25 protein-coding genes are annotated in these 25,859 nt (G+C 69.3%); 16 read left to right on the top strand and 9 right to left on the bottom strand.

The features are described from left to right. Nucleotides 1–127 precede the first annotated feature (127 nt). Genes C3B61_RS13760 through C3B61_RS13740 form a run of 5 tightly spaced genes read left to right on the top strand, consistent with a single transcriptional unit; the run spans nucleotide 128 to nucleotide 5,967 of the window. Nucleotides 128–1,645 carry an ABC transporter ATP-binding protein gene (locus C3B61_RS13760; RefSeq protein WP_103430355.1) on the top strand — a complete coding sequence of 506 codons (1,518 nt, stop codon included), beginning with the start codon at nucleotides 128–130 and terminating at the stop codon, nucleotides 1,643–1,645. After that, on the top strand, nucleotides 1,642–2,910 hold the full coding sequence (locus tag C3B61_RS13755) for an ABC transporter permease (protein WP_103430354.1): 1,269 nt from the start codon (nucleotides 1,642–1,644) through the stop codon (nucleotides 2,908–2,910). The genes C3B61_RS13760 and C3B61_RS13755 overlap by 4 nt, the downstream gene beginning before the upstream one ends. Next, nucleotides 2,907–4,205, top strand: a complete 1,299-nt coding sequence (locus tag C3B61_RS13750; RefSeq protein ID WP_088455249.1) for an ABC transporter permease — start codon at nucleotides 2,907–2,909, stop codon at nucleotides 4,203–4,205. The genes C3B61_RS13755 and C3B61_RS13750 overlap by 4 nt, the downstream gene beginning before the upstream one ends. Further along, nucleotides 4,202–4,654 (top strand): cytidine deaminase, encoded by a 453-nt coding sequence (locus tag C3B61_RS13745; protein WP_103461203.1) that lies wholly within the window; start codon nucleotides 4,202–4,204, stop codon nucleotides 4,652–4,654. Before C3B61_RS13750 ends, C3B61_RS13745 begins: the two co-directional genes overlap by 4 nt. Next, nucleotides 4,651–5,967, top strand: a complete 1,317-nt coding sequence (locus C3B61_RS13740) for a thymidine phosphorylase (protein ID WP_103461202.1) — start codon at nucleotides 4,651–4,653, stop codon at nucleotides 5,965–5,967. Before C3B61_RS13745 ends, C3B61_RS13740 begins: the two co-directional genes overlap by 4 nt. Before the next feature lie 171 nt (nucleotides 5,968–6,138). Here C3B61_RS13740 and C3B61_RS13735 read toward each other — a convergent pair whose 3' ends face one another. Both C3B61_RS13735 and C3B61_RS19735 read right to left on the bottom strand, forming a co-directional pair. After that, nucleotides 6,139–6,489, bottom strand: a complete 351-nt coding sequence (locus C3B61_RS13735; RefSeq protein WP_103461201.1) for a hypothetical protein — start codon at nucleotides 6,487–6,489, stop codon at nucleotides 6,139–6,141. Beyond that, complete coding sequence (locus C3B61_RS19735) at nucleotides 6,473–6,907, bottom strand: hypothetical protein (protein WP_165791177.1); 435 nt, start codon at nucleotides 6,905–6,907, stop codon at nucleotides 6,473–6,475. The genes C3B61_RS13735 and C3B61_RS19735 overlap by 17 nt, the downstream gene beginning before the upstream one ends. Nucleotides 6,908–7,167: 260 nt before the next feature. On the opposite strand from C3B61_RS19735, the gene C3B61_RS13725 reads away from it, so the two are divergent. From C3B61_RS13725 to C3B61_RS13715, 3 genes are read left to right on the top strand one after another with little or no spacing between them, the layout of a single operon-like run. Next, nucleotides 7,168–8,283: an adenosine deaminase gene (locus C3B61_RS13725; protein ID WP_370290221.1), complete on the top strand. Its 1,116-nt coding sequence runs from the start codon at nucleotides 7,168–7,170 to the stop codon at nucleotides 8,281–8,283. 29 nt (nucleotides 8,284–8,312) lie between these two features. Beyond that, nucleotides 8,313–8,795, top strand: a complete 483-nt coding sequence (locus C3B61_RS13720; RefSeq protein WP_088455254.1) for a PTS sugar transporter subunit IIA — start codon at nucleotides 8,313–8,315, stop codon at nucleotides 8,793–8,795. Continuing rightward, nucleotides 8,792–9,064: a PTS sugar transporter subunit IIB gene (locus tag C3B61_RS13715; RefSeq protein WP_088455255.1), complete on the top strand. Its 273-nt coding sequence runs from the start codon at nucleotides 8,792–8,794 to the stop codon at nucleotides 9,062–9,064. Before C3B61_RS13720 ends, C3B61_RS13715 begins: the two co-directional genes overlap by 4 nt. Before the next feature lie 44 nt (nucleotides 9,065–9,108). On the opposite strand, the gene C3B61_RS13710 is transcribed toward C3B61_RS13715, so the two are convergent. Both C3B61_RS13710 and C3B61_RS13705 read right to left on the bottom strand, forming a co-directional pair. Further along, complete coding sequence (locus tag C3B61_RS13710) at nucleotides 9,109–10,830, bottom strand: phospho-sugar mutase (protein ID WP_241980300.1); 1,722 nt, start codon at nucleotides 10,828–10,830, stop codon at nucleotides 9,109–9,111. A 161-nt stretch (nucleotides 10,831–10,991) separates the two neighbouring features. Continuing rightward, nucleotides 10,992–11,825, bottom strand: coding sequence for a purine-nucleoside phosphorylase (locus C3B61_RS13705; protein WP_103461198.1), 834 nt, complete (start codon nucleotides 11,823–11,825; stop codon nucleotides 10,992–10,994). 70 nt (nucleotides 11,826–11,895) lie between these two features. Between C3B61_RS13705 and C3B61_RS13700 the strand changes: the two genes are divergently transcribed. Then, the gene (locus C3B61_RS13700) at nucleotides 11,896–13,335 is read left to right on the top strand and encodes an NAD(P)H-quinone dehydrogenase (RefSeq protein ID WP_088455257.1); all 1,440 of its coding nucleotides are present in this window, start codon (nucleotides 11,896–11,898) and stop codon (nucleotides 13,333–13,335) included. A 110-nt stretch (nucleotides 13,336–13,445) separates the two neighbouring features. Here C3B61_RS13700 and C3B61_RS13695 read toward each other — a convergent pair whose 3' ends face one another. Continuing rightward, a complete protein-coding gene (locus C3B61_RS13695) occupies nucleotides 13,446–15,209 on the bottom strand; it encodes an acetyl/propionyl/methylcrotonyl-CoA carboxylase subunit alpha (RefSeq protein ID WP_088455258.1) in 1,764 nt (587 codons plus the stop codon). Between the two features lie 102 nt (nucleotides 15,210–15,311). Then, entirely contained in the window at nucleotides 15,312–15,971 is a 660-nt protein-coding gene (locus C3B61_RS13690) for a Maf family protein (protein WP_103461197.1), read from the bottom strand. Nucleotides 15,972–16,012: 41 nt separating this feature from the next. On the opposite strand from C3B61_RS13690, the gene C3B61_RS13685 reads away from it, so the two are divergent. From C3B61_RS13685 to C3B61_RS13670, 4 genes are read left to right on the top strand one after another with little or no spacing between them, the layout of a single operon-like run. Further along, nucleotides 16,013–17,326, top strand: a complete 1,314-nt coding sequence (locus C3B61_RS13685) for a class I SAM-dependent RNA methyltransferase (protein WP_103461196.1) — start codon at nucleotides 16,013–16,015, stop codon at nucleotides 17,324–17,326. A 31-nt stretch (nucleotides 17,327–17,357) separates the two neighbouring features. Continuing rightward, a complete protein-coding gene (locus C3B61_RS13680) occupies nucleotides 17,358–18,071 on the top strand; it encodes a response regulator transcription factor (protein WP_103430344.1) in 714 nt (237 codons plus the stop codon). Further along, complete coding sequence (locus tag C3B61_RS13675; protein ID WP_244285939.1) at nucleotides 18,058–19,365, top strand: sensor histidine kinase; 1,308 nt, start codon at nucleotides 18,058–18,060, stop codon at nucleotides 19,363–19,365. The genes C3B61_RS13680 and C3B61_RS13675 overlap by 14 nt, the downstream gene beginning before the upstream one ends. Continuing rightward, the gene (locus C3B61_RS13670) at nucleotides 19,362–20,423 is read left to right on the top strand and encodes a hypothetical protein (protein WP_103461195.1); all 1,062 of its coding nucleotides are present in this window, start codon (nucleotides 19,362–19,364) and stop codon (nucleotides 20,421–20,423) included. Before C3B61_RS13675 ends, C3B61_RS13670 begins: the two co-directional genes overlap by 4 nt. A 238-nt stretch (nucleotides 20,424–20,661) precedes the next feature. Here the strand turns inward: C3B61_RS13670 and C3B61_RS13665 are convergent, their stop codons facing one another. Together C3B61_RS13665 and C3B61_RS13660 are read right to left on the bottom strand one after the other, a co-directional pair. Further along, a complete protein-coding gene (locus C3B61_RS13665) occupies nucleotides 20,662–20,901 on the bottom strand; it encodes an acyl-CoA carboxylase epsilon subunit (RefSeq protein ID WP_103430341.1) in 240 nt (79 codons plus the stop codon). A gap of 11 nt (nucleotides 20,902–20,912) precedes the next feature. Continuing rightward, entirely contained in the window at nucleotides 20,913–22,448 is a 1,536-nt protein-coding gene (locus C3B61_RS13660; RefSeq protein ID WP_088457865.1) for an acyl-CoA carboxylase subunit beta, read from the bottom strand. A gap of 185 nt (nucleotides 22,449–22,633) precedes the next feature. Here C3B61_RS13660 and C3B61_RS13655 point away from each other — a divergent pair, with 185 nt between their 5' ends. Both C3B61_RS13655 and C3B61_RS13650 read left to right on the top strand, forming a co-directional pair. Continuing rightward, a complete protein-coding gene (locus C3B61_RS13655) occupies nucleotides 22,634–23,467 on the top strand; it encodes a biotin--[acetyl-CoA-carboxylase] ligase (RefSeq protein ID WP_103461194.1) in 834 nt (277 codons plus the stop codon). Between the two features lie 21 nt (nucleotides 23,468–23,488). Beyond that, nucleotides 23,489–24,046: a PH domain-containing protein gene (locus tag C3B61_RS13650; RefSeq protein WP_241990478.1), complete on the top strand. Its 558-nt coding sequence runs from the start codon at nucleotides 23,489–23,491 to the stop codon at nucleotides 24,044–24,046. On the opposite strand, the gene C3B61_RS13645 is transcribed toward C3B61_RS13650, so the two are convergent. Then, a complete protein-coding gene (locus C3B61_RS13645) occupies nucleotides 24,005–24,571 on the bottom strand; it encodes a GtrA family protein (protein ID WP_088455265.1) in 567 nt (188 codons plus the stop codon). The two genes, C3B61_RS13650 and C3B61_RS13645, sit on opposite strands and share 42 nt — an antisense overlap. Nucleotides 24,572–24,710: 139 nt before the next feature. On the opposite strand from C3B61_RS13645, the gene C3B61_RS13640 reads away from it, so the two are divergent. Next, a complete protein-coding gene (locus C3B61_RS13640) occupies nucleotides 24,711–25,847 on the top strand; it encodes a 5-(carboxyamino)imidazole ribonucleotide synthase (protein WP_088455266.1) in 1,137 nt (378 codons plus the stop codon). Nucleotides 25,848–25,859: the final 12 nt, after the last annotated feature.

Here is a 25,859-nt window from a genome sequence, read left to right as displayed (position 1 = left end):
CCACCGTGTAGCAGTACCGCCCCACAGGGCACCGGGGAGGCCAGCCATGCTGGCCTCCCCGTTTCGTTGCGTGGTGTCGCCGGGGCGTAGAGCCACGCCCGGCCGGCACCTCAATAGAATCGACACTATGAAGCTCGAACTTCGCGGCATTACGAAGAGATTCGGTGCCCTTGTTGCCAATGACGACATCAACCTCACCATCGAGGAGGGAGAGATCCACGCCCTGCTCGGCGAGAACGGGGCCGGTAAATCAACGTTGATGAACGTTCTCTACGGCCTGTACCGGGCCGAAGAGGGCGAGATCCTCCTCGATGACGTGCCGCAGCACTTCGCCGGACCCGGCGACGCGATGGCCGCCGGCATCGGCATGGTGCACCAGCACTTCATGCTGATCCCCGTGTTCACCGTGGCCGAGAACGTGATGCTCGGCCACGAACAGGTCAAGGCCGGCGGCAGGCTCGACCTCGCCGCCGCGCGCACCCGGGTGCGGGAGATCTCGGAGCGTTTCGGGTTCGACGTCGATCCCGACGCCCTCGTGGAGTCCCTGCCCGTCGGTGTGCAGCAGCGGGTGGAGATCATCAAGGCGCTCTCCCGCGACGCGAAGGTGCTCGTCTTCGACGAACCGACCGCCGTGCTCACCCCGCAGGAAACCGACGAGCTGATGAACATCATGCGCCAGCTCAAGGCCGCGGGCACCTCCATCGTCTTCATCACGCACAAACTGCGGGAGGTGCGCGAGGTCGCCGACCGGATCACCGTCATCCGCCTGGGCAAGGTCGTCGGCACCGCCTCGCCGACCGCGAGCAACGAAGAACTCGCCACCCTGATGGTGGGCCGCGCCGTCGACCTGACCGTGGACAAGGCGCCCGCCACCCCCGGAGCTCCGGCGCTGGTGGTGACGAACCTCACCGTGATCGACCCTCTCGGCCAGATCCTCGTCAACGACGTCAGCTTCGACGTCAAGGCGGGCGAGATCCTCGCCATCGCCGGCGTGCAGGGCAACGGCCAGACCGAACTGACCGAGGCGCTGATGGGGCTGCAGCCCCGCGTCGTCGGCGAGATCAGCCTCGACGGCACGTCCCTCCGCGGCCACTCGGTTCGTCAGGTTCTCGACGCCGGGGTCGGCTTCGTGCCGGAGGACCGCACCAGGGACGGCCTCGTCGGCGGGTTCACCATCGCCGAGAACCTGATGCTGGACCGCGCCAACAAGCTCCCGTTCGTCAAGCGGTTCAACCTGCAGCTTTCCTACCTCGCCGACTTCGCCCGCACCAAGGTGGCGGAGTTCGACGTGCGGTCCCAAGGCATCGAGACGCCCGTCGGCCGCCTGTCCGGCGGCAACCAGCAGAAGGTCGTGCTCGCCCGCGAACTCAGCCGTGACCTGCGGCTCTTCGTCGCGGCTCAGCCCACCCGCGGCCTCGACGTCGGTTCGATCGAATTTGTGCACGAACGCATCGTGGCGACCCGCGACGGCGGCACCCCGGTCATCGTGATCTCCACCGAACTCGACGAGGTCGCCGCCCTCGCCGACCGGATCATGGTGATGTACCGCGGCCGCATTGTCGGCATCGTCCCCGGCGACACCCCCCGATCCGTTCTGGGTCTCATGATGGCGGGCGAAACCCCCGCAGAAGGAGCCGCAGCATGAGCGCCGCTCAGCAGCCCACCCCGACCCCGGCACCGGCGAAGTCGCCGGAACCGGACGAATCCTCCCGCTGGCACAACGTCTTCCGGGAGATCACCACCGGCAACGCCATCATCTCGGTGTTGGCCGTGCTGCTGGCCCTGCTCGTGGGCGCCGTGATGATCGCGTTCACGAACGCGAACGTGCAGGAGAGCGCGGGGTACTTCTTCTCCAGGCCCGGCGACATGCTCTCCGCCGCTTGGGATGCGGTGTCCGGGGCCTATTCCGCGCTGTTCCAAGGCTCGGTGTACAACTTCCGTCGTCCGAGCTTCGCCGACGGCATCCGGCCGTTCACCGAGACCCTCACCTACGCCACCCCGCTGATCGCGGCCGGCCTCGGTGTCGCGCTCGGTTTTCGGGTTGGCCTGTTCAACATCGGCGGTCGCGGCCAGATGCTCATCGCCGCGACCCTCGGCGGCTGGGTGGCCTTCGCGGTTGACCTGCCCGCCGGTATCCACCTGATCGCCGCACTCGTCGCCGGCGTGCTGGGCGGGGCCCTGTGGGGCGGCCTGGTCGGCCTGCTCAAGGCCCGCACCGGCGCGCACGAGGTGATCACCACGATCATGCTCAACTATGTGGCGTTCTACCTGGTCAGCTTCCTGCTGCGGGACGGGTTCCTCAAGACCCCGGGCTCGAACAACCCCAAGAGCCCGGCCAGCAAGGAGACCGCGGTCTACTTCGACCTGCTCGGCCCGGACTACAACCTGCACTTCGGCTTCATCCTGGTGATCGCCGCCACGGTGTTCACCTGGTGGCTGCTCGCCCGCTCCAACCTGGGCTTCAAGTTCCGCGCCGTCGGCGAGAACCCCAACGCCGCCAGGGTGGCCGGCATCAGCGTGCAGCGCATGTACGTCTACGCGATGCTGTTCTCCGGCGGTCTCGTCGGTCTGGCCGGCATCAACCAGGTGCTGGGCACCACCACCAGCGGCTTCGGTGCCGGCATCGACTCCGGGATCGGCTTCGACGCGATCACGGTGGCCCTGCTGGGCCGCTCCAAGCCGTGGGGCGTGTTCGCCGCGGGCATCCTGTTCGGCGCGTTCAAGGCCGGCAGCTTCTCGATGCAGGCCGCCGAGGGCGTGCCCATCGACATCGTGCTCGTTGTGCAGTCTCTCATCGTGCTCTTCATCGCCGCGCCGCCGTTGGTGCGCGCGATCTTCAGGCTCCCGGCGCCCGGAGCGCCCCGCCGCAGACCGGTTCCCAACGTTTCCCAGGAGGTGGCGGCGAAATGAGCACTATCGCTCCAGTGAACCAGCCCACCCAGCCCACCGGACCCGAGGAGGGTCCGGCGACCGCGGTCATCAAGAGCTGGAAGGTGCCGATCATCCTCGGCGTCTTCACGGTCCTCGGTTTCCTGCTGATGGTGGTCTTCGGCCGCACCGGTACCAGCACCATGGTGCTCTCCACCTCCAGCGACCTGATCCAGCTGCCCGACGTGCTGCTGCCCACCCTGCCGACCGGCATCGTGATCAGCATCCTGCTGGCCGCCATCACCGGGCTCAGCGCCTGGATGGTGCAGACCCGCCGCAAGGTTCCGCTCTGGCTGATCTCGGTGTTCGCCGTGCTGCTCCTGATCGGCTTCCTCACCTGGGCGTCCGCCGACGAACGCATCCCGGTGCCCGGCCTGCTGTTCGGCTCGCTGAGCCTGGCCGTCCCGCTGATCTTCGGCGCCCTCGGCGGCGTCATCTCCGAACGTGTCGGCGTGGTCAACGTGGCGATCGAGGGCCAGCTGCTGGCCGGTGCGTTCACCTCCGCGATCGTGGCCTCGATCACCCAGCAGCCGCTGCTCGGCCTGCTCGCGGCGATGGTGGCCGGTGTGCTGGTGTCGTTTGTGCTCGCGGCGTTCTCGATCAAGTACTTCGTCGACCAGGTCATCGTCGGTGTGGTGCTCAACGTCCTCGTCACCGGCCTCACCGGGTTCCTGTTCTCCGAGCTCCTCGCCCCGAACGCGGCCACGCTCAACCAGCCGCCCAAGTTCGAGCGCATCAACATCCCGCTGCTCAGTGAGATCCCGATCGTCGGGCCGGTCTTCTTCCGGCAGACCCTGATCGTGTACATCATGTACATCGCCGTCGCCGCGGTGTACTTCGGGATCTTCCACACCAAGTGGGGCCTCCGGCTCCGCGCGGTGGGCGAGCACCCGCAGGCCGCTGACACCGTGGGCATCAACGTCACCGGTACCCGGTTCTGGAACGTGTCCCTGGCCGGCGCCGTCGCCGGCCTCGGTGGCGCGTACTTCACCCTGGGGTCGGTGGGCGCGTTCGGTAAAGAAATGACCGCCGGTGCCGGCTTCATCGCCCTCGCGGCGGTGATCTTCGGCCGGTGGGACCCGATCCGGGCGACCCTCGCGGCGCTGCTGTTCGGCTTCGCCAGCAACCTGCAGAACGTGCTGAGCATCATCGGTTCGCCGGTGCCCAGCGAGTTCATGCTGATGCTGCCCTACCTGGTCACCATCTTCGCCGTGGCGGGCCTGGTGGGCCAGTCGCGGGGCCCGGCCGCATCCGGAAAGCCGTATATAAAATCATGACGAATCTGACTGCGAATTCCGGCGACACAACGCCCGAGTCCGGCGACATCGACTGGGGCGTGCTGCGCAGCGCTGCCACCGAAGCGATGACCCACGCCTACGTGCCCTACTCGAAGTTCCCGGTCGGGGCGGCCGCCCTCGTCTCCGACGGCCGGGTGATCAGCGGATGCAACGTGGAGAACGCCTCCTACGGGCTCACTCTCTGCGCGGAATGCGCGCTGGTGAGCGTGCTGCACCTCACCGGCGGCGGCCAGCTCGTCGCGTTCAGCTGCGTCGACGGCAACGGCAACACGCTGATGCCGTGCGGCCGCTGCCGCCAACTGCTCTACGAACACTCGGCACCAGGCATGCTGTTGGAGACCGTCTCCGGCGTGCGCACCATCGACGAGGTCCTGCCGGACGCCTTCGGGCCCCGCCAGCTCGCCGCCTACAGGGAAGACAACTCATGAGCTCCACCCCCGCCCGCACCATCGAAGCCTTCGACGCCGTCGACCTGATCCACGCCAAGCGTGACAAGGGCGAGCTGTCGACTCCACAGATCGACTGGCTGATCGACGCGTACACCCGCGGCTACGTCGGCGACGAGCAGATGGCCGCGATGACCATGGCGATCTTCCTCAACGGCATGTCCCGCCGGGAGATCCGCGACATGACCATGGCCATGATCAACTCCGGCGAGCGGATGAGCTTCACGGGCCTGGGCAAACCGACCACGGACAAGCACTCCACCGGCGGCGTCGGCGATAAGATCACCCTGCCGCTGATGCCCCTCGTCGCGGTCTTCGGCGCGGCCGTGCCGCAGCTCTCCGGCCGTGGCCTCGGTCACACCGGCGGAACCCTGGACAAGCTCGAGTCCATCCCGGGCTGGCGCGCAAACCTCAGCAACGAGGAAATGTTCCAGCAGCTGCAGGATGTCGGCGGCGTCATCTGCGCCGCAGGCAGCGGCCTGGCTCCGGCCGACGGCAAGCTGTATGCGCTCCGCGACACCACCGGCACCGTCGAAGCGATCCCGCTGATCGCCTCCTCGATCATGTCCAAGAAGATCGCCGAGGGTACCGGCGCGCTGGTGCTCGACGTGAAGTTCGGCTCCGGCGCGTTCCTGAAGGACATCGACCGGTCCCGCGAGCTGGCCCGCACCATGGTCGCCCTCGGCGAGGACGCCGGGGTGGCCACCTCCGCGCTGCTGACCAACATGAACGTGCCGCTCGGCCTGGCCATCGGAAACGCCAACGAGGTGCGCGAGTCCCTCGAGGTGCTCGCCGGCGGCGGCCCCGCCGATGTGGTGGAGCTCACCGTGGCCTTGGCCCGCGAGATGCTGGCCCTGGTCGGCCAGAAGGACGTCGACGTCGAGGCGGCCCTGAAGGACGGTCGCGCGATGGACAAGTGGCGGGCGGTCATCCGTGCGCAGGGCGGCGACCCCGATGCCGCGATGCCCGTGGCGCGCGAGACCCACGTGGTGCTCGCCGACCGTGACGGGGTGCTCGTCGAGCAGCAGGCTCTGCCGTTCGGTATCGGCGCCTGGCGCCTGGGCGCCGGCCGCGCCCGCAAGCAGGACCCGGTGCAGCACGCCGCCGGCATCGACCTGCACGCCAAGCCCGGCGACACCGTCCGCAAGGGCGAGCCACTGTTCACCCTCAGCGCCGACGAGCCGGAGCGCTTCGCCCGGGCCCTCGAGGCCGTCGAGGGCGCCTGGCGCATCGGCGACCCCGGCGAGCCCGTCCTCGACAGCGGCCCCCTGATCGCCGAGCGCATCGGTAACTAGCCCAGCACCCGCAGGCCCGGCCCCGCCGACTTGCCGCAAAAACCCCCTTCCGCCCCGCCGAAGGGGGTTTTTGGCGCAAGTCGCTGCCGGCGCATCCGCCGACGTGCCGCACATTGCCACTTCCCTCGCGGCGAAGCGCTCTTATGCGGCAAGTGGGTGAGTGCGCGCGCGTCACTCGGGGCGGCTGCCGGGGCGCCAGCCGCGGGAGCGCAGCGCCTGGTCGAGCCGGGAGAGGACTTCGGCATCCGGGGTTTCCTTGAGCACCCTGATGACCCGCCAGTCCTCGGCCATCACACCGTCCAACCTGTCGACGTCACGGGCGAACTGCACGTCGTCCGTACGGTGCTGCTCGCCGTCGTACTCGACAAGGACCCGGTACCGCAGGTAGACCAGATCGCCGCGCACCCGGCGCCGCTGGTATCGCAGCGGCAGGTATACGTTGGTCTCCGGTTCCGGCAGGCCCGCCCGCACGATCAGGAGCCGCAGCCGGGTCTCCTGCCGCGACTCAACTCGGGGTCTCACCCACTCCAGCGCGGCCCGTAGCCGACGGATGCCCCGGTGGCCGGGCCGCTCGGCCACCGCCGTCGGGTCGGCTGCAGACCGTGTGGCCCGCGATTCCGGCGCCCTGCGGCGCCCGGTCGGGGGCGATGACGCTCACATGCAGCCGGAGATCACGGGTGGCGTAGCGGGGCAGAGGCATCCCGAGCATCAGGGCAGCGGTGGCGTGGCTGAAGAAATGGCCGGTGGGCATCACCGCGGCGTAGGCCCTGGCCAGTTCCCGCACCCCGGTCGGGATGCCCGCGGCGACCCTCACGCCGTGGAACGGCGCCTGCAGGTCGGCCGCCTGCAACCTCCGAGGTGTCACCCCCGCCCGGCGCGCTTCCGCGACGGTGAACCCGTCGAGAGACAGGCTGCGGGGGAGCTCCGTTGGCTTGCGCATCCGCCCAAGATGTCATCCTTTGCCGCTGCCGGTCAGAGTTATCCACCGATGGCCCCTCCCGCGACGTGCGCCAAAGCTCCCCATGTGCGGATCTGAAGGGGCACTTTGGCCGAAGTGGGCGACCCGCGCTTCGCTGACTTGCGGCGAAGATGCGCTTGGAGTGCGCTGAAGGGGAATTTTGAGGCACGTCGGCGGGCCGGGGCGGATGTGGCGGCTTCGGGATACGCGCGGCGCGGGAGCGATAGATTGGGGGAGTGAATATCAGCTCCGAGGAATACCTGTTGCCCGGCAGCGGCGTGAGCATCAACGCCCTGCCCAAAGTCTCCCTGCACGACCACCTCGACGGCGGTCTGCGACCGGCCACGATCCTCGAGCTGGCCGCGCCGATCGGCCTGGAGCTGCCCGCCACGACCGAGTCCGGCCTCGCCGATTGGTTCGTCAGCCAGGCCACCTCCGGCTCGCTCGCGGACTACCTCAAGACCTTCGAGATCACCGTCGGCGTCATGCAAACCCACGACGCCCTCGTGCGGGTGGCCAGGGAGTTCGTTGAAGACCTCGCCCTGGACGGCGTGATCTACGCCGAGGTGCGCTGGGCCCCCGAGCAGCACCTGGCCGGCGGGCTCAGCCTGGACCAGGCCGTCGACGCCGTGCAGGAAGGCATCGCGGCGGGCATCGAGCGGGTCGCCCAGGCCGGCATCACCATCAAGATCGGTCAGCTGATCACCGCGATGCGGCACGCCGACAGGTCCCTCGAGGTCGCCGAACTCGCCGTGCGGCACCGCGACCTCGGCGTGGTCGGCTTCGACATCGCCGGCGCCGAGGAGGGCTTCCCAGCCGGCAACCACGCCGCCGCGTTCGACTACCTGGCCCGGAACCTCTTCCCGGTCACCGTGCACGCCGGCGAGGCCGACGGGCTGGACAGCATCCGCGGCGCCCTGTTCGACGGTCGCGCCCTGCGCCTGGGCCACGGCGTGCGCCTGGCCGAGGACATCGAAATCGGCCGGGAGGACCAGGAGAACACCTACGTGACCCTCGGCCCGCTGGCCCAGTGGGTGCGCGACAGGGAGATCCCTCTGGAGCTCAGCCCGTCGTCGAACCTCCAGACCGGCGCCATCGCCGCCTGGGGCGACGACATGCTCGACCACCCGTTCGACCTGCTCTACCAGCTCGGCTTCCGCGTCACCGTCAACACCGACAACCGGCTGATGAGCGCCACCACGCTCAGCCGCGAGCTGGCCCTGCTCACGGATGCCTTCGGCTACGACCTCGACGACCTCGAGGCCCTGCAGCTCAACGCGGCCTCCGCGGCATTCCTGCCGTTGGAGGAGCGCGAAGAACTCGCCGACGCCATCGTCGACGGTTTTGCCACCGCCTAGCCCGCCAACGCCCACGCTAGAAAGCAGCCATGTCCCTCCCACCACTTCCCCTTGACGCCATCGACGTCGGCCTGCACGTCCCCGACTGGCGGGCCGCCGTCGGCGCCGCCGGCGCGGCGCTGGAGCGATCCGGTTCCACCGCACCCGGCTACACCGAGCGCATGGTGGGCGTGATCGAGGAATTCGGCGCCTACGTGGTGATCGCGCCCGGGCTGGCCCTGGCGCACGCCCGGCCCGGCCCCGATGTGCTCACCGGGGGCCTGAGCGTCGTGACCCTCGCCGAGCCCGTGGCCTTCGGACACCCGCACAACGACCCCGTCAACGTGGTGCTTGGCCTGGCGGTGACCACGGGCGACGAGCACGTGCACTTCGTCGCCGAGCTCGCCAACGTGTTCAACGATTCGAGCATCATCCCGGCGCTGGCAGCGGCGCCGGACGCAGCATCCGTACGCTCGCTCCTGGGCATCGCGGCACCAACCGGCGCAGACGCCAGCACGGAGGAACACAAATGAAGATCGTCGCACTGTGCGGAGTCGGTATCGGCACATCCGCCATTCTCAAGGTCAACGCCGAACGCGCCCTCGAGCGCCTGGACATCGAGGCTGACGTCACCGCGGCCGACATCGCCAGCGTGAAGCTCGCCGCCGCGGACGCGCAGGTCATCCTCACCTCGTCCGAGCTGGTGCCGTCGATCGGCAAGACCAACGCCGACGTCATCATCATCGACAACTTCTTCGACCTCGACGAGCTGACCGCCAAGCTCGAGATCGCGCTCGGCTAGCCCGGCGCGGATGCCCGGCTGGGCATCCGCGTCCGCACCGCCGGTCAGCCGATCAGCGCTCGCATGCCCCTGTCGAGCTCGGCGAGGGCATCGGATGCGGCCTGCCGGCGTTCGGCGAGGCTGCCGACGCTGCTGTGCGTGTCGAGATACACCTTGAGCTTGGGTTCGGTGCCGCTGGGCCGCACCATCACCCGGGAGCCGTCGGCGAGCACGATCCGCAGCACATCGCTGGGCGGCAGGCCGTTGAAGCCGCCGGAGAGATCGTCGATGTGGTCCACCCGGCTGGTGCCGATCATGGCCGGCGGGCTCTCGCGCAAGCGTGCCATCACCCTCTCGATCTCGGTGAGGTCGGTGACGCGCACCGAGATCTGGCCCGAGGCGAAGTAGCCGAACTTCTCGGCGAACGCGTCGAGGTGGTCCGCTAGCGTCAAACCGTCGGCCTTGAGCTCGCTGACCAGCGAGAGCAGCGCCACGGCGGCGGAGATGCCGTCCTTGTCGCGCACGGTGCCGGGGTTAACCAGGTAGCCGAGGGCCTCTTCGAAACCGAAGATCAGGCCGGGAGCGCGGGAGACCCACTTGAACCCGGTGAGGGTGTCGGCGAACCGCAGGCCGTAGGCGTCGGCGACGGCCTTGAGCGCCGGCGTCGACACAATCGAGCAGGCCAGGGTGCCGTCGGCACCGCCGTCGCCCGGCGCGTTGGCGGCCAGCTCGGCGGCCCGCCAGCCCAGGATGGCGCCGACCTCGTTGCCGCTCAGGCGACGGTAGCCCTCCGGCGCGTCGGCGTCCGGGATGGCGATGGCGAGCCTGTCGGCATCCGGGTCGTTGGCGATGATCAGTTCGGCGTCGACCTCACGCGCGGTCTCGTAGGCGAGGTCCATCGCGCCGGGTTCCTCAGGGTTGGGGAACGCGACGGTGGGGAACGCCGAGTCGGGGGCGATCTGCGCGTCCACGAGGGTCGGCAGGGCGAACCCGGCGGCGTCGAGCACGCGGCGGGTGGTGTCCCACCCCACACCGTGCAAGGCCGTGTACACAACGCTCACCTGCGCGCGCGGCGACGCGCCGATGGCGGCGGTCGCATCCACGTAGGCCTGCACGACGGACTCCGGAGCGGTCTCGTACCCGGCCCGCGGCAGCTCGGTGACGAGCTGGGTGTCGGCGACGTGCTGGATCTGGGCGGCGATGGCGACGTCGTCGGGGGAGACGATCTGCGAGCCCTCATCGGAGTCGCCCAGGTAGACCTTGTAGCCGTTGTCGTTGGGCGGGTTGTGCGAGGCGGTGACCATCACACCGGCGCTGGCGCCGAGGTGGCGCACCGCGAAAGCCAGCACCGGGGTGGGCAGCAGGCGGGGCAGGAGCACGGCGCGCACGCCGGCGCCGGCCATGATCGCGGCGGTGTCGGTGGCGAAGACGTGCGAGTTGCGGCGGCCGTCGTAGCCGATGACTACGGACGGGATGCTGCCGGGCCGGCTGCTCGCCGCGGCGGCGAGGAGATAGGCGGCGAGTCCGGCGGCGGCCTGGCTGACCAGAACCCGGTTCATCCGGTTGGAGCCGGCGGCGATCTCGCCGCGGAGGCCCGCGGTGCCGAACGCGAGGCGCTCGTCGAAGCGGGAGTGCAGGTCGGCAACGGCGGCCGGGTCGCGATCCTGGGCCTGCTGGATCAGCACGCGCAGCTCCGCGCGGGTCTCCGGGTCCGGGTCCTGGGCGAGCCAGTCGGTCGCGGTGACCAGCAGCAGGTTGACCGGGTCGGTGGCCGTGGTGTCCAGCACTGCCGTGGCGGCTGGCACCTCTCCGGCCGTCTCGTCCGGTCCGTCGACGGTGTTCAGCACGGCGGTCTGCGGTTCGCGTTCGTCGTCGCCGGCGTGCGCGCCGCGTGGGAGGAGCGGCTCGGCGGGGGTGCCGGGCTGGGTCGGAGTCTCGTCGCCGTGGCTCACAGTGCGGCCACAATGCTGGCGAGGAGGGCGCTGATGGTGGCTTCGGCGGCCTGGCCGGCCTCGAGCACCTCGCCGTGACTGAGCGGGGTCTTTTGAATGCCGGCGGCGAGGTTGGTGATCAGCGACATGCCGAGTACCTCCATGCCGGCCTGGCGGGCGGCGATGGCCTCCAGCGCGGTGGACATGCCCACGATGTGGCCGCCGATGGCCTTGGCCATCTGCACCTCGGCGGGAGTCTCGTAGTGCGGCCCGCGGAACTGGCAGTAGACGCCTTCGTCCAGGGTGGGGTCGATGCCGCGGGCGAGGTCACGCAGCCGCTGGGAGTACAGGTCGGTGAGGTCGATGAAGGTGGCGCCCTCGAGCGGCGAGTCGGCGGTGAGGTTGATGTGGTCGCTGATCAGCACCGGGGTGCCCGGCTTCCACGTCTCGCGGATGCCGCCGGCCCCGTTGGTGAGGATCATGGTCGTCGCCCCGGTCGCGGCGGCGGTGCGCACGCTGTGCACGACCCGGCGCACGCCGTGGCCCTCGTAGTAGTGGGTGCGGGCGCCGATCACCAGGGCACGCTTGCCGCTCGAAAGCAGCACCGAGCGCAACATGCCCGCGTGGCCGGCCAGCGCCGGCGCGCTGAACCCGGTGATTTCCTGCGCGGGGATCGTGTGGGTGGTCTCGCCGATCAGGTCGGCGGCCTTGCCCCACCCGCTTCCCAGCGTCAGGGCGATGTCGTGATGGGCGACACCGGTGGCGTCGGCGATTTCTTGGGCGGCGGTGGCGGCCACGTCGAACGGGTTGGTTTCCGGCGCGTCAAGAGGATTGATCTCGGTCGTGAGCATCCTCCTACTCTAATTGCCTGCGGGGCAGCCGTGGTTTGGTGGGTCGCGCGGTGCAGGACAGAATAAGTGAATGCCTTACGAGTTCGAACGAAAACAACGCATCATTATCATCGGTGGCGGCCCCGGCGGATACGAAGCGGCACTCGCCGGCGCGCAGCAGGGCGCAGAGGTGACCCTGATCGAACGGGTCGGCGTCGGCGGTGCCGCGGTGCTCACCGACGTCGTTCCCTCGAAGTCGCTGATCGCCACCGCGGAAGCGTCGAACTCGATCCGTGAGGCCAACGACCTGGGCGTGCAGTTCTTCGTGCGCGACGCCAAGGGCAAGCCGCTGCACCCCGAGGTCGCGATCAACCTCGCCGCGGTGAACAAGCGCCTGCTCGCGCTGGCCAGGGAGCAGTCCGAGGACATGCGGGAGACCCTCGTCAAGGCCGGCGTCAAGCTGCAGAGCGGCCACGGCCGGCTGGACGGCCGCGACGCGGTCATCGTGTCCACCGGAGACGACGGCTCAGGCACCGATTTCGACCGGATCGAGGCCGACACCATCGTGCTGTCGGTGGGCGCGAGCCCCCGCACGATGCCCACGATGATGCCCGACGGCGAGCGAATCCTCACCTGGACTCAGCTGTACAACCTCAAGTCGGTGCCGAAACACCTCATCGTCGTCGGCTCCGGAGTCACCGGCGCGGAGTTCGCCTCCGCCTACCGGGCCCTGGGCGCCGAGGTCACCCTCGTCTCCAGCCGCGACCAGGTGCTGCCCGGCGAAGACGTCGACGCCGCCGCCGTGATTGAAAACGTGTTCAAGCGCAACGGCATGGTGGTGCTGAACAAGTCCCGCGCCGCCACCGCCGAACGCACCGACACCGGCGTGCTGGTGACCCTCACCGACGGCCGCACCGTCGAGGGCAGCCACTGCCTGATCGCCGTCGGCGCCGTGCCGAACACCCAGGGCCTGGGCCTGGCCGAGGCCGGCGTCCAGCTGGACGAGTCCGGCCACATCCGGGTGAACCGGGTGGCGCGCACCTCGATCCCGAACATCTACGCCGCGGGCGACTGCACCACGGAGATGCCGTTGGCGTCCGTCGCATCCATGATGGGCCGCACCGCGGTTTACCACGCCATGGGCGACGCGGTGAACCCGATCGAAATCCGCAACGTGGCGGCCAACATCTTCACGCAGCCGGAGATCGCGACCGTCGGCTGGACCCAGAAGGAGATCGAGGAGGGAGTGCGCCGCGGCGAGGTTTACAAGATGCCGCTCGAGTCGAACCCGCGCGCCAAGATGATGGGCATCAAGGACGGCTTCGTCAAGCTCATCGCCTCCCGCGGCACCGGCACCGTCATCGGCGGCGTCATCGTGGGCCCCAAAGCCAGCGAACTGATCTTCCCGCTCACCCTCGCGGTCGAGCACGGCCTCACCGTCGACGAGGTCGCCGAGGCGTTCACCGTCTACCCGTCGTTGACCGGGTCCATCACGGATGCCGCACGCGCGATGCACAAGGTGCACTACTGACCCAGCACCCCGGCCGCATCCGCGACTAACTGTCGCCAGTGCGGAAACCTGCGCCCGGTACGCCGGGCGCAGGTGTCCGGTTCGGGCACAGTTGCGCAGCTAGGGGGGTGTCAGCCGACGGTCATGAGCAGGTGGCCGGAGGAGACCGTCGAGCCGACAGCGGCGCCGATGACCCCGACCACGCCGTCCTTGTGCGCGGTGAGCGGCTGTTCCATCTTCATGGCCTCCAGCACCAGCAGCAGGTCGCCCTTGACGACGGTGTCGCCCTCCGTGACGAGGATCTTCACGATGGTGGCCTGCATGGGCGCCTTGACGGCATCGCCCGTTGCGGTGTTCACCGAGTGAGCGGCGGTCCGACGGCGCGGGGCCGGCCCGGCGGTCTTCTCCGACGCGGTACCGGGCAGCAGCTTGCTGGGCAGGCTCACCTCGATGCGGCGGCCGTCCACCTCGACGACCACGCTGTGCCGGGCGTCGGAGCGAGGACGGTCCTCGACGGTACCGCTCCAGGGGGCGATGGTGTTCTCGAACTCGGTCTCGATCCAGCGGGTGTAGATCGAGAACGGTGCACCGTCGGCGGGGGCGAAGGCCGGGTCGCGCACGATCATGCGGTGGAACGGCAGCACTGTGGGCAGGCCGGCCACCTCGAACTCGTCGAGGGCGCGGCGGGCGCGTTCCAGGGCCTGTTCCCGGGTGGCGCCGGTGACGATGAGCTTGGCCAGCAGCGAGTCGAACGAGCCGGAGATCTCGTCGCCGGACTGCACGCCGCTGTCGACGCGCACACCGGGGCCGCCGGCGGCCTTGAACACGTGCACCGGGCCGGGGGCGGGCATGAAGCCGCGGCCGGCGTCCTCACCGTTGATGCGGAACTCGAACGAGTGGCCGACGGCGATGGGGTCGTCGTAGTCCAAGGTGCCGCCCTCGGCGAGCCGGAACTGCTCACGGACCAGGTCGATGCCGGTGACCTCCTCAGAGACCGGGTGTTCCACCTGCAGGCGGGTGTTCACCTCGAGGAAGGAGACCGTGCCGTCCTGGCCGATCAGGAACTCGCAGGTGCCGGCGCCGACGTAACCGACCTCCCGGAGGATGGCCTTGGACGCCCGGTACATCTCGGTCGTCTGCGCCTCGGTGAGGAACGGTGCCGGCGCCTCTTCGACGAGCTTCTGGTGGCGGCGCTGGAGGGAGCAGTCGCGGGTGGAGATCACGACGACGTTGCCGTGGGCATCCGCGAGGCACTGGGTCTCGACGTGCCGGGGCTTGTCGAGGTACTTCTCCACGAAGCACTCGCCGCGGCCGAAGGCCGTGACGGCCTCACGCACGGCGGAGTCGAACAGTTCCGGTACCTCGTCGCGGGTGCGGGCGACCTTCAGGCCGCGGCCGCCGCCGCCGAAGGCCGCCTTGATGGCGACGGGCAGGCCGTGCTGGTCGACGAAGTCGAGAACTTCGGATGCGTCGGCGACGGGGTTCAGGGTGCCGGGCGCCATCGGCGCGTGCACCTTCTCGGCGATGTGCCTGGCGGAGACCTTGTCGCCGAGCTGCTCGATGGCCTCCGGGGACGGGCCGATCCAGATCAGGCCGGCGTCCAGGACGGCGCGGGCGAAGGCGGCGTTCTCGGCGAGGAAGCCGTAGCCGGGGTGCACGGCGTCGGCGCCGGAGCGGCGGGCGATGGAGAGGATCTTCTCGATGACGAGGTAGGTCTCGGCGCTGGAGGTGCCGTCGAGCCCGTAGGCCTCGTCGGCGAGACGGGCGTGCAGGGCGTCCCGGTCCTGGTCGGCGTATACGGCCACCGAGAGGATGCCGCTGTCCTTCGCCGCTCGGATCACTCTGACGGCGATCTCGCCCCGGTTGGCGATGAGGACCTTCGTTATACGCGACATAGGTACTGAGCCTATTGGTCCGAACCCCCGCAATTTTGGTTCTTTCCCACAAAAACCGCGGCAAGAACACTGCGTGGGGCTACAAAGGCCCCGAAAGAACGGTCAGTCCGGTAGGGCCGAAGTGCCCGTATTCCACAGGCTCGGCCAGTCATAGCCCAGCCGGAGCACCAATCTGCGCAGGGTCGGCAACGACAGTCCGACGACCGTGGACGGGTCGCCCTCGATGCGGCTGATGTACGGCGCGCCGAGGCTGTCGATGGTGAAGGCGCCCGCGACGAAGAGCGGTTCACCGGTATCGATGTAGGCGTCGAGCTCCGAATCGGAGAGGTCGTCGGCGAACGTCACGTCGGCGACGGCGACGGCACCGACGGCACGGCCGGGCCGACCGTCGATGTGCTCGATCAGCCAGTGGCCGGAATAGAGCTGCCCGGTGCGTCCGCGCTGGGTGTGCCAGCGCTCCCTGGCCCGCTCGCTGGTGTGCGGCTTGCCGTAGATCACACCGTCGAGGACGAAGACCGAGTCCCCGCCGAGGATCAGCCCGTCGATGCCCCGCTCGGCACCGTCGGCCGCGACGGCCTGGGCCTTCGCCCGCGCCAGCAGCTCGACCACGTGGTGCGGTGTCAGGGGCTCGCCCAGGCGTTCAGCCTCGGCCGCCGCGACGGCATCCTCGTCGACATCGGGCGAAATGGTGACGGGTTCGATGCCCGCCGCGCGCAGCAGCGCCAGCCGGGCGGGGGAGGTGGAGGCGAGGTAGAGGCGCATGGAACCCTTCAGGCGGCAGGCAGATGTGGGATGCTCATTCAATGGGCACCAACACTAATCGTCAGGCAAGTCAGAGCACTCCAGAGGGCGAGATCGGCACCGAACTCGACCTCGATATCACCAACGTAGCCCACGGCGGCATCTTCGTTGCCCGGCACGAGGGCCGTGTGGTCTTCGTCAGCGACACCCTCCCGGGTGAACGGGTGCGCGTCAGGCTCACCGACGCGAACAAGAAGAGCTTTTGGCGGGCCGAGACCGTCGAGGTCCTGGACGCGGCCCCCGAACGTCAGCCGCACATCTGGGCCGCAGCGGCCATCGACCGGGACCCTGCCGACCGTGCCGGCGGCGCAGAATTCGGCCACATCGAACTGGGCCACCAGCGCGAGCTCAAGCGCCAGGTCCTCACCGATGCACTGCACCGGATGGCCGGACTCGACAGCGATGTCACCGTCGAGGCCGTGCCGGTGGCAGCGGATGCCTCGCCGGGCGACGCCATGGACGGCACCGGCTGGCGCACCCGGGTGCGCCTGCATGTCACGGAGACCGGCATCGTCGGCCCGTACGCCGCCCGCTCGCACCGGGTGATCCCCGTCGACGACCTGCCGCTGGCCGTGCACGCCCTCGAAATGGCCGCGCCGCTGGACAAGCTGTTCGCCGGCGCCGCATCCGTCGACGTCGTCGCCCCCAGCGTCGGTGAAGTGCAGATCCTGGTCGCCGAGCAGGACGACAAGGGCCGCCGGCGCCGCACCGCGCCCAAACCGATCACCGAGCGGGTCGGCGACCGTGAGTTCCGGCTCGACGCCGCCGGTTTCTGGCAGGTGCACGCGCGCGCCGCGGAGACCCTGTTCGCCGCCGTGCAGGACGCCATCGACCCGGACCTGTTCGACCCCAAGGCCGCCAACCTCGACCTGTACGGCGGTGTGGGGCTCCTCGCCGCCGCCGTCGGCGACAGGTTCGGTTCCGACGTGCGCATCACCTCGGTGGAGAGCGACGCCCAGGCCACCGAGAACGCCGGCGCGAACCTCGCCGAGTGGGTCGGCGCCACAGCGCAGACCGGCAGGGTGGACACATTCCTGACCGGACTCACCCGCGACGCCGACGCTGCCGAACGGGCCCGTCTGCAGGCCGCCACCGTGGTGCTCGACCCGCCGCGCTCCGGCGCCGGCGGCGAAGTCGTCGACACCCTGGCGTTCCTCGCGCCGGCCCAGGTGGTCTACGTCGCCTGCGATCCGGTGGCCCTGGCCCGCGACGTCGCCCTCTTCGCCGGGCTCGGGTACACGCTGCGGAGCCTGCGCGCCTTCGACCTGTTCCCCAACACCCACCACGTCGAAGCCGTCGCCCTGCTCACCAGATAGCTAGTCTTAGCACCAAGAACGAAGACGAGAGATGACAACCGTGACCGTGACCGAGCCTGACACCGCGACCGACCTGGCCGACCGCCCCGTACGCGTGGGCATCGCCGACGACCATGAGTCGGTGCGGCTGGGCCTCAAGGCCGCCTGTGAGAACACCGGCTTCGAGGTGGTCTTCGAGGCCGCGACGGTACGCGAACTCGTCGACGGCATCGCCGGCCGCCCGGTGGATGTGATCGTGCTCGACCTGTCCCTCGGCGACGGGTCCCTCGTCACCGACAACGTGCACCTGGCCCGCGGCACCGGCGCGTCGGTGTTGGTGCACAGCATCGCCGACAGGGTCGCCCTGGTTCGTGAGGCCCTGGCCGCCGGCGCTGCCGGCGTCATCCCCAAGTCGTCGCCGACGACCACGGTGATGGCCGCCGTCGCCTCCGTTGCCCGCGGTGACGTGCTCAACAACCTCGAGTGGGCCACCGCCATCGACGCCGACCGGGACTTCGCCAAGGCCCAACTGGGCCGCCGTGAACGCGACGTGCTGCACCTCTACGCCTCCGGCCTGCCGCTGAAGATGGTGGCGATGCAGCTGGGCATCGCCCACTCCACGGCCCGGGAGTACCTCGACCGCATCCGCGTGAAGTACGTCGAGGTGGGCCGCCCGGCGCCCACGAAGGTGGACCTGTTGCGCAGGGCCGTGGAAGACGGCATCCTGCCGGGTCTCGACCTGGAAGGCGGGGATGGGCGCTCCTAGTCCGGCCGAGGTCTTACCGGTCCGGTCGTTCAGGCTGTCGCCGGGCCGGGTCGCACCCGAACAGCTCGGTGCCGACCTCCTCAACGAATCCAAGCAGCCGCGCAAACCCATCAGTCGCGCGCAGATCGAGCGGGTGGTGTCGCGGGCCGCCGGCGGTGTCGGCCTGATCTTCGCCCTGCAGACCTACCCGGCGATGCTCGGCCAGCTGGACAGCCTCAAGCCCGGTCTCGGAGTGGCGCTCAGCGTCGCGATCTTCGGCGGTCTGGGCGTGGCGACCATCGCCACGCTGGTGAAGAAATACGTCAGAGTCACCAGCGGAGTGTTCGCGGGGGTGTACCTCGTCGCCCTGATCGGCTGGCCGGCGATGCTGAACACCCCGGAAGGCACTCTCGAGGGCAAGCCCTGGCTCTGGTATCTCTGCACCGTCGCGACCGGTTTCGCCGCCGTCTCGTTCTCCAAGTGGTGGGCGATGATCTACACCTTCCTGGCCCCGATCGTCTACGGCATCGTGCGGGTGCTGCCCGCAGGCGGCGGCGCCGATCCGATGCTCGGCGCCCTCGACGCCGTCTACGCGATCATGCTCGGCCTGGTGATCCTGATCATCATCACGATGCTGCGTCAGGCCACCGCCGGGGTCGACATCGCGCAGACCAACGCGCTGTCCACCTACTCCGCCGCCGTGCGCCAGCACGCCACCGAGGTGGAGCGGGTTCAGGTGGACTCCCTCGTGCACGACAGTGTGCTCGCAGCCCTGTTGTCCGCCGCGGCAGCCGGCACGCCGAAGGCGGCCGAGCTGGCCGCCACCATGGCGGAGGACGCCATCGCCCGGCTCAACGAGGCCGGGTCGCTCCCCGCGACCGACGACAGCCTGGTTCTGTTCAGCACACTCAAGGACCGCATCCGCGCGTTCGCGGACCGGTTCGACGAGCCGATCGAGTTCATCGACTGCGAAGCAGAGAGGCTCACCCTGCCCGCGCATGCCGGCGAGGCCCTCTACGCCGCCAGCGCCCAGGCGATCGTGAACAGCATCCAGCATGCCGCTGTCCCCGGCGACCCGGTAACGAGGTCGGTGCGGATGAACTCCAATCTGCTCGGCGGCTGCGTCATCGAGATCGCCGACTCCGGTGTCGGGTTCGACCCCGCCACCGTGCCCAGCGAACGTCTGGGCCTGCGGATCTCGATCCGGGAGCGGGTCGCGAAGGCCGGCGGCGTCGTCCAGGTGAGCAGCGGCCCCGGCCGGGGCACCTCGATCCTGATCGAGTGGCCGCTGGGCGAGCGCGGTGGCCGGGCATGATCTCCGTCCCGCGCGGGCTGATCCTCTCCCTGGCCGCCCTGTTCTCGACCTATCACGTGATCCTGGCCCTCTATTCGCTGGATGTGCCGGCGTCGCCGGTCCCGGCGCTGATCGCGATCGTGCTCTACGCTGCGGCCACCGTGGCGAGCCTGTGGCCGACCAGTCCGGCCCGGATGTCGCTCTGGTTGGGGTTCTTCAACGTGGCCGTGTGCATCGCGGTGCCGTTGCTCGTGGGCAGCCAGCTGGACGGGTCCGTGGCCGACAACGGCTACGCCACCTGGTACGTGGCCGCCGTCGGTACCCTGATGACCATCACGGCCACGCGCCGGCGGGCGACCCTCGCCTGGATCGGGGTGGGCTTCCTCATCGCTCACACCGTCGTCTGGGCCGGCGCGGGCTCCCTCGCGTCGATGGGCGTCATCGGCAGCGCCGTGTGGGTGTTCGTGGCCGTGACGCTGGCCAGGGCGCTGGCCAAGGCGGGCCGGGACGCGCGCCAGTACGGCCTGGCTGAACGGGAGGCCACCGAGTGGCAGGCGGCGCAGGAAGCGCACCTCTACGAGCGCCAGGTGCGCCTGGCCCAGACCATCCGGTTGTCGGCGCCGATGCTGCGCCGCATCATCCAGGAACGCGGCACGCTCAGCGACGGGCAGCGCCTGGAGTGCCGGTACCTGGAGGCCGCGATCCGTGACGAGATCCGCGGGCGCCGGCTGCTCAACGATGCCGTACGGCATGAGGTGATGGCGGCCCGGCGGCGTGGCGCCATCGTCACCCTGCTCGACGAGGGTGGCATCGACGACCTGGCCGGCACCGATCTGGAGGTCGTGCTGAACACTCTGGCCGACGCCATGGCCGCCACGACGGCGTCCACGATCATCGCCAGGACGGCGGCCGACGGCTCGGGGACCGCCGTCACCGTGGTGGGCATCAACAGCCCTGACCCGCGACTGAGTGCCCTCGGCCAGGAATCGCCCGACGAAGAAGTGGACCTGTGGTTGGAGATCCCGCGGGCCGTGCACGCGCAGGGCGCTTCGGCCGGCCAGCCGACCCGCCGGCACTGACCGGACATGCGAAAGGGGACCCACCCGGGGGCGGATCCCCTTCCGACATTTCCGTGTCAGGGCGACAACCCGAATGTCGCCTAGACGCGCCCCCAACACATTCGCCTGCTTACCCTAGTCGGCGAATGATTGGTCGTGTTGCCCGAGAGCAACACCCAGCAATACCAATAGTGCCGACCCGGCGATCCCCTGAAAAGTCGTCATTTAGGGGGACAACCGAGGTGCGGCGTCAACCGGCTCAGGCCGTGAAGCCCCGCCAGCGCTCGTCGCCCCGCGGCAGCGGCGCCCTGATGGCCCGCTGGCTGTCCTGCCAGGGGCTCGCGGGGCCGTTCGGCGTGGCCCGCAGGTTGTCCGACTCGGCACGCAGCAGGGCCCGCAGGACGGCGGTCACCGCGGCGGCCTCCTGTTCGGAGACCCCCGTCGTGACGAAGGTGAGCTCGGCCGGGTCGAAGCCGGCGGGGTTCTCTGAGACTGTCATGGCAGCGCCGCCTACAGCGGGATGTTCCCGTGCTTCTTGGCGGGCAGGCTGGCGCGCTTGGTGCGCAGCGCCCGCAACGCCTTGACGACGGAGACCCGCGTCGCGGACGGTTCGATGATCCCGTCGAGCTCGCCGCGTTCGGCGGCGAGGAACGGGCTGGCCACGTTGTAGGTGTACTCATTGGCGAGCCGGCTGCGGACGGCAGCGACATCCTCGTTGGCCGCTTCGGCCTTCTTGATCTCGGAACGGTAGAGGATGTTCACGGCGCCCTGGCCGCCCATGACCGCAATCTCCGCGGTCGGCCAGGCCAGGTTGATGTCGGCGCCGAGCTGCTTGGAGCCCATCACGATGTAGGCGCCGCCGTAGGCCTTGCGCAGGATCACGGTGACCAGCGGGACCGTGGCCTCTGCGTACGCGTAGAGCAGCTTCGCGCCTCGACGGATCACGCCGGTCCATTCCTGGTCGGTGCCTGGCAGGAAGCCGGGAACGTCGACGAGGGTGAGGATCGGGATCGAGAACGCGTCGCAGAACCTGACGAACCTGGCGGCCTTCTCACCGGCCTGGATGTTGAGGGTGCCGGCCATCGCGTTGGGCTGGTTGGCGACGATGCCGACGCTGCGGCCCTCGATGCGGGCGAAGCCCACCACGATGTTCGGCGCGAACAACGGCTGGGTCTCGAGGAAGTCGCCGTGGTCGACGATGTGCTCGATGACGGTCTTCACGTCGTACGGCTGGTTGGGCGAATCGGGGATCAGCGTGTTGAGCTTGAGGTCGGAATCCGTGGTCTCGAGTTCGACCTCGCTGTCGAAGACGGGCAGCTCGGCGAGGTTGTTGTCCGGCAGGAAGCCGAGCAGGGTGCGCGCGTAATCGAGGGCGTCGGACTCGTCGCTGGCCAGGTAGTGCGCCACACCGGAGATGGTGTTGTGGGTCAGCGCGCCGCCGAGCTCCTCCATGCCCACGTCTTCGCCCGTGACGGTCTTGATCACGTCGGGGCCGGTGACGAACATCTGGCTGGTCTTGTCGACCATGATCACGAAGTCGGTCAGGGCGGGGGAGTACACGGCGCCGCCGGCCGCCGGGCCGCAGATGATCGAGATCTGCGGGATCACGCCGGATGCGGCGGTGTTGCGGCGGAAGATCTCGCCGTACTTGCCCAGCGCCACGACACCCTCCTGGATGCGCGCTCCGCCGGAGTCGAGGATGCCGATGATGGGCACCCCGGTCTTGAGAGCCAGGTCCATCACCTTGATGATCTTCTCGCCGGCCACCTCGCCGAGCGAACCGCCGAAGATCGTGAAGTCCTGCGAGTACACGGCCACCTGACGGCCGTGGATGGTGCCGGTGCCGGTGACGACGGAGTCGCCGTACGGGCGCTTCTTCTCCATGCCGAACGCGACGGTGCGGTGCCGCACGAATTCGTCGAGTTCGACGAACGAGCCCGGATCCAGCAGCTCGGCCACCCGTTCGCGGGCGGTCATCTTGCCCTTGGCGTGCTGCTTCTCGATGGCGGCCTCGCCGCTCGCGGTCACGGCTTCGTGGTAGCGCATCTTGAGGTCGGCGAGCTTGCCAGCCGTCGTGTACAGGTCGGGTCCGGTCGGGTTCTCAGTCACGCCGTTCACTCTACCGGCCTCACCCCGCACCGCCCCCAGAGCGTGTCGGCCCGGTGCCCCACCAAACCTGGGCAGAATTGCAGGAGTTATGATCCCCGCGGGGTGTGAGAAGAGGCGTCAGCATGGAATTTCCGATCAGCCGCGGCATCGGGGCACGGTTCGAGTACCTCGACGAGGCCGGCTCCACCAACGATGTGCTGGTGACCCGGGCCACGGGCCCTGATGGGTCGGCCTGGCCCGACCTGTCGGTCATCGTCACCGACAACCAGACCAGCGGCCGCGGACGGCTCGGCCGCACCTGGCTGGCGCCCAGCGGCAAATCGCTGGCCATCTCGGTGCTGCTGCGACCGCGGCTGGAGAGCGGCCCGCTGCCGCCGAACCGGTACGGCTGGTTTCCCCTGCTCGCCGGTGCGGCCATGACCCAGGCCGTGCGTTCGGTCGTGCAGGCCGCGGCGCCGCCGCCCGGCGACGAGGACGCACCCCGGCACGAGGTGACGCTGAAGTGGCCCAACGACGTGCTCATCGACGGCTACAAGGTCTCCGGCATCCTTTCGGAGCTGTTGCCGGATGCCAGCGGCCTGTGCATCGGCACCGGACTGAACCTGAGCCTGGACGAGCACGACCTGCCCACCCTCACGTCCACCTCGCTGATGCTCGTCACCGGCAGCATCCCGAACGCCGACGAGGTGCTCGCCGCGTACCTGGACGCGCTGCGGAGCCTCACCGCGAACTTCCTCGCCGCCGGGGCGGACCCCGTGGCCAGCGGCCTGCACGCCGAGGTGTCCGCCCTGTGCGGCACCCTGGGCGCCGCGGTGCGCGTCGAACTGCCCGGTGGGCAGGACCTTGTGGGCACCGCTGTCGGGCTGGACGGGGACGGCCGGCTGATCGTGGAAGACCAGACGAACGGCGAACTACAGGCCGTCGCCGCGGGGGACGTGACCCATCTGCGGTACTGAATCTGAGGTATTAATGGGTATATGACCAACCCAGCGCAAGTGATGCCCGGCGTGCCGACGACGGCGCCAGAGGTGGTCATCGCCCGGCTCCGCTCGCACGCCAGGGCGCTGTTCTGGCCCACCCTGTTCCTGATCGGCGCGTGCGGCGTGACCGGCTACTACTCCGGAAGCCTGGCCGAGCCGTGGCAGAACGTGATGCTCCTGGTCGGCGCCGGCCTGGTCGTCGTGCTGCTGTGGTTGTTGCCGCTGGTGTCCTGGCTCACCCGGCGGTACACGGTGACCAGCCGCCGGATCATCTTCGTGCACGGCATCTTCGTGCACGAGCGGCAGGAACTGCTGCACAGCAGGGGCTACGACGTCACCGTGCGCAAGAACTGGCTGCAGTCGCTCTTTCGGTCCGGGACGGTGCGGATCAATTCGGGGCTGGAACATCCGTTGTCGCTGCGGGACGTGCCGGACGCCGACCTCGTGCAGCAGGTGCTGCAGGACCTGATGGAGCAGTCACAGAGCGTGATGGCCTCGCGCCGGCAGGAGCAGTCAGCGCTCGGTGACGAATTCGGCCTCCGCGCGGGACTGTAGCCGCAGCGCTGCCGTGCTGGTGGTCACCGGACCGGTGGCCGCCGTGCCGGTGGGCACGGCAGTCGCGTCCCGGCGGGACGGTGAGAAGACCCAATACCTGTACAGGGTGAAGCGGAAGACGGCTCCGAGCAGCAGGCCGATCACGTTCGAGGAGATGTTGTCGGCGATGACGCTGGTGTAGCCGAGAACGTAGTGGCTCACCCACAGGCAGGCCAGCCCGATTCCCATACCGACGAGGCTGACCGCGAAGAACTCCAGGCCCTCACGCAGGGTCTGTGACCGGCGGTCCTTCGAGAAGGTCCAGTACCGGTTGCCGACCCAGTTGGCCAGGATGGCGAGGACCGTCGAGACGACCTTCGCCCAGATCGGGCCGGAGGCGAGGGCCTCCGGGGAGAAGACGGTGGCCCGCAGCAGATTGAACACTGTGATGTCCACCGCGAAGCCGACGAGTCCGACCATGCCGAACTTCGCGAGCTGGGTCGCGAACGCCAGCACCCGGTACCTGCTGAAGGTTGTTCTCGACATGCATCCGTCCGGCCGATAGGTGAAAATGGAACGTGTAGCGAGAAAACGCGCTTCTCTCGCAGTCTACGTCCCGGCATATTCCTCATCCTGGGAGTTCCCGGCCCCTCGGATGAACGGTCGCACAGAAATTGGTGAACAAATGAGAACGATCGTTGGTGTGATCGGCGGAGGCCAATTGGCCCGCATGATGATCCCCGCCGCGGTGAACCTCGGCCTCGACCTCCGGGTCCTGGCCGAGGCCGACGGAATGTCCGCGCACCTCGCCGCGGTGTCGGTGGGGGACTACCGCGACCTGGCCACTGTCCTCGCCTTCGCCGAGACCGTCGACGTGGTGACCTTCGACCACGAACACGTTCCGCAGGTGATCCTCCGCGAACTGGTGAACCGGGGCATCAGCGTGCACCCCGGACCCGACGCGTTGCTCTACGCCCAGGACAAGCTGCTCATGCGGGAACGCCTGACCGAGCTGGGCCTGCCCGTCCCCGACTGGGCGCGGGTGGCCGACGCGGACGCTCTGGCGCAGTTCCTGGCCGATCACGGTGGCCGGGCCGTCGTGAAGACAGCCAGGGGCGGCTACGACGGCAAGGGGGTGCGCGTGGTATCCCACGCCCACGAGGCCGACGACTGGTTCCTCGCGCTCGCCGAAGACGCCAACGGCGGCGACCTGCTGGTCGAGGAGCTCGTCGACTTCCGCCGCGAACTCGCCCAGGTCGTCGCGCGACGCCCGTCCGGTGAGATCGCGATCTGGCCCGTCGTCGAGACCGTGCAGCAGAACGGCGTCTGCGCCGAGGTCATCGCGCCGGCACCGAAGTCGGCTGGCCGGCTCAGCGCGCTCGCCGCCGACATCGCCGAGCGGGTCGCCGAGGGCATCGGTGTCACCGGGGTGCTCGCCGTGGAACTCTTCGAAACCACCGACGGCCGGTTGCTGGTCAACGAGCTCGCGATGCGGCCGCACAACAGCGGTCACTGGTCGATCGACGGCTCCACCACGAGTCAGTTCGAACAGCACCTGCGAGCAGTGCTCGACCTGCCGCTGGGCGACACGGCGCTCCGGGACCCCTGGTCGGTGATGGTCAACGTCCTCGGCGGCCCCGCCGAAGGAAGCATGGCGGCCCGGTACCCGGCCGCGTTCGCCGAGCAGCCGACGGTCAAGGTGCACAACTACGGCAAGGACCCCCGCCCCGGACGTAAGATCGGCCACGTGACGGCATCCGGGCCCGATCTGGACTCGGTCAGCTACCAGGCGCGTGCCACTGCGGCATATTTTCAGGACTAAAGCCTAAGATCG

This window comes from Cryobacterium zongtaii (genome assembly GCF_002909375.1).
Classification (GTDB): Bacteria; Actinomycetota; Actinomycetes; order Actinomycetales; family Microbacteriaceae; genus Cryobacterium; species Cryobacterium zongtaii.
The sequence above is the reverse complement of the archived record's forward strand: the minus strand, read 5'-3'. Positions and strand labels throughout refer to the sequence as shown.

What these genes read in the sequence shown, in the direction of transcription:
- C3B61_RS13750 (WP_088455249.1), top strand. Translation starts at nt 2,907, where the DNA reads ATGAGCACTATCGCTCCAGTGAACCAGCCCACCCAGCCCACCGGACCC.
- C3B61_RS13665 (WP_103430341.1), bottom strand. Translation starts at nt 20,901, where the DNA reads ATGACAGTCTCAGAGAACCCCGCCGGCTTCGACCCGGCCGAGCTCACC.
- C3B61_RS13700 (WP_088455257.1), top strand. Translation starts at nt 11,896, where the DNA reads ATGCCTTACGAGTTCGAACGAAAACAACGCATCATTATCATCGGTGGC.
- C3B61_RS13755 (WP_103430354.1), top strand. Translation starts at nt 1,642, where the DNA reads ATGAGCGCCGCTCAGCAGCCCACCCCGACCCCGGCACCGGCGAAGTCG.
- C3B61_RS13650 (WP_241990478.1), top strand. Translation starts at nt 23,489, where the DNA reads ATGACCAACCCAGCGCAAGTGATGCCCGGCGTGCCGACGACGGCGCCA.
- C3B61_RS13705 (WP_103461198.1), bottom strand. Translation starts at nt 11,825, where the DNA reads ATGCTCACGACCGAGATCAATCCTCTTGACGCGCCGGAAACCAACCCG.
- C3B61_RS13685 (WP_103461196.1), top strand. Translation starts at nt 16,013, where the DNA reads ATGGGCACCAACACTAATCGTCAGGCAAGTCAGAGCACTCCAGAGGGC.
- C3B61_RS13660 (WP_088457865.1), bottom strand. Translation starts at nt 22,448, where the DNA reads ATGCGCTACCACGAAGCCGTGACCGCGAGCGGCGAGGCCGCCATCGAG.
- C3B61_RS13695 (WP_088455258.1), bottom strand. Translation starts at nt 15,209, where the DNA reads ATGTCGCGTATAACGAAGGTCCTCATCGCCAACCGGGGCGAGATCGCC.
- C3B61_RS13655 (WP_103461194.1), top strand. Translation starts at nt 22,634, where the DNA reads ATGGAATTTCCGATCAGCCGCGGCATCGGGGCACGGTTCGAGTACCTC.
- C3B61_RS13715 (WP_088455255.1), top strand. Translation starts at nt 8,792, where the DNA reads ATGAAGATCGTCGCACTGTGCGGAGTCGGTATCGGCACATCCGCCATT.
- C3B61_RS13760 (WP_103430355.1), top strand. Translation starts at nt 128, where the DNA reads ATGAAGCTCGAACTTCGCGGCATTACGAAGAGATTCGGTGCCCTTGTT.
- C3B61_RS13745 (WP_103461203.1), top strand. Translation starts at nt 4,202, where the DNA reads ATGACGAATCTGACTGCGAATTCCGGCGACACAACGCCCGAGTCCGGC.
- C3B61_RS13680 (WP_103430344.1), top strand. Translation starts at nt 17,358, where the DNA reads ATGACAACCGTGACCGTGACCGAGCCTGACACCGCGACCGACCTGGCC.
- C3B61_RS19735 (WP_165791177.1), bottom strand. Translation starts at nt 6,907, where the DNA reads ATGCGCAAGCCAACGGAGCTCCCCCGCAGCCTGTCTCTCGACGGGTTC.
- C3B61_RS13675 (WP_244285939.1), top strand. Translation starts at nt 18,058, where the DNA reads ATGGGCGCTCCTAGTCCGGCCGAGGTCTTACCGGTCCGGTCGTTCAGG.
- C3B61_RS13720 (WP_088455254.1), top strand. Translation starts at nt 8,313, where the DNA reads ATGTCCCTCCCACCACTTCCCCTTGACGCCATCGACGTCGGCCTGCAC.
- C3B61_RS13640 (WP_088455266.1), top strand. Translation starts at nt 24,711, where the DNA reads ATGAGAACGATCGTTGGTGTGATCGGCGGAGGCCAATTGGCCCGCATG.
- C3B61_RS13645 (WP_088455265.1), bottom strand. Translation starts at nt 24,571, where the DNA reads ATGTCGAGAACAACCTTCAGCAGGTACCGGGTGCTGGCGTTCGCGACC.
- C3B61_RS13670 (WP_103461195.1), top strand. Translation starts at nt 19,362, where the DNA reads ATGATCTCCGTCCCGCGCGGGCTGATCCTCTCCCTGGCCGCCCTGTTC.
- C3B61_RS13740 (WP_103461202.1), top strand. Translation starts at nt 4,651, where the DNA reads ATGAGCTCCACCCCCGCCCGCACCATCGAAGCCTTCGACGCCGTCGAC.
- C3B61_RS13690 (WP_103461197.1), bottom strand. Translation starts at nt 15,971, where the DNA reads ATGCGCCTCTACCTCGCCTCCACCTCCCCCGCCCGGCTGGCGCTGCTG.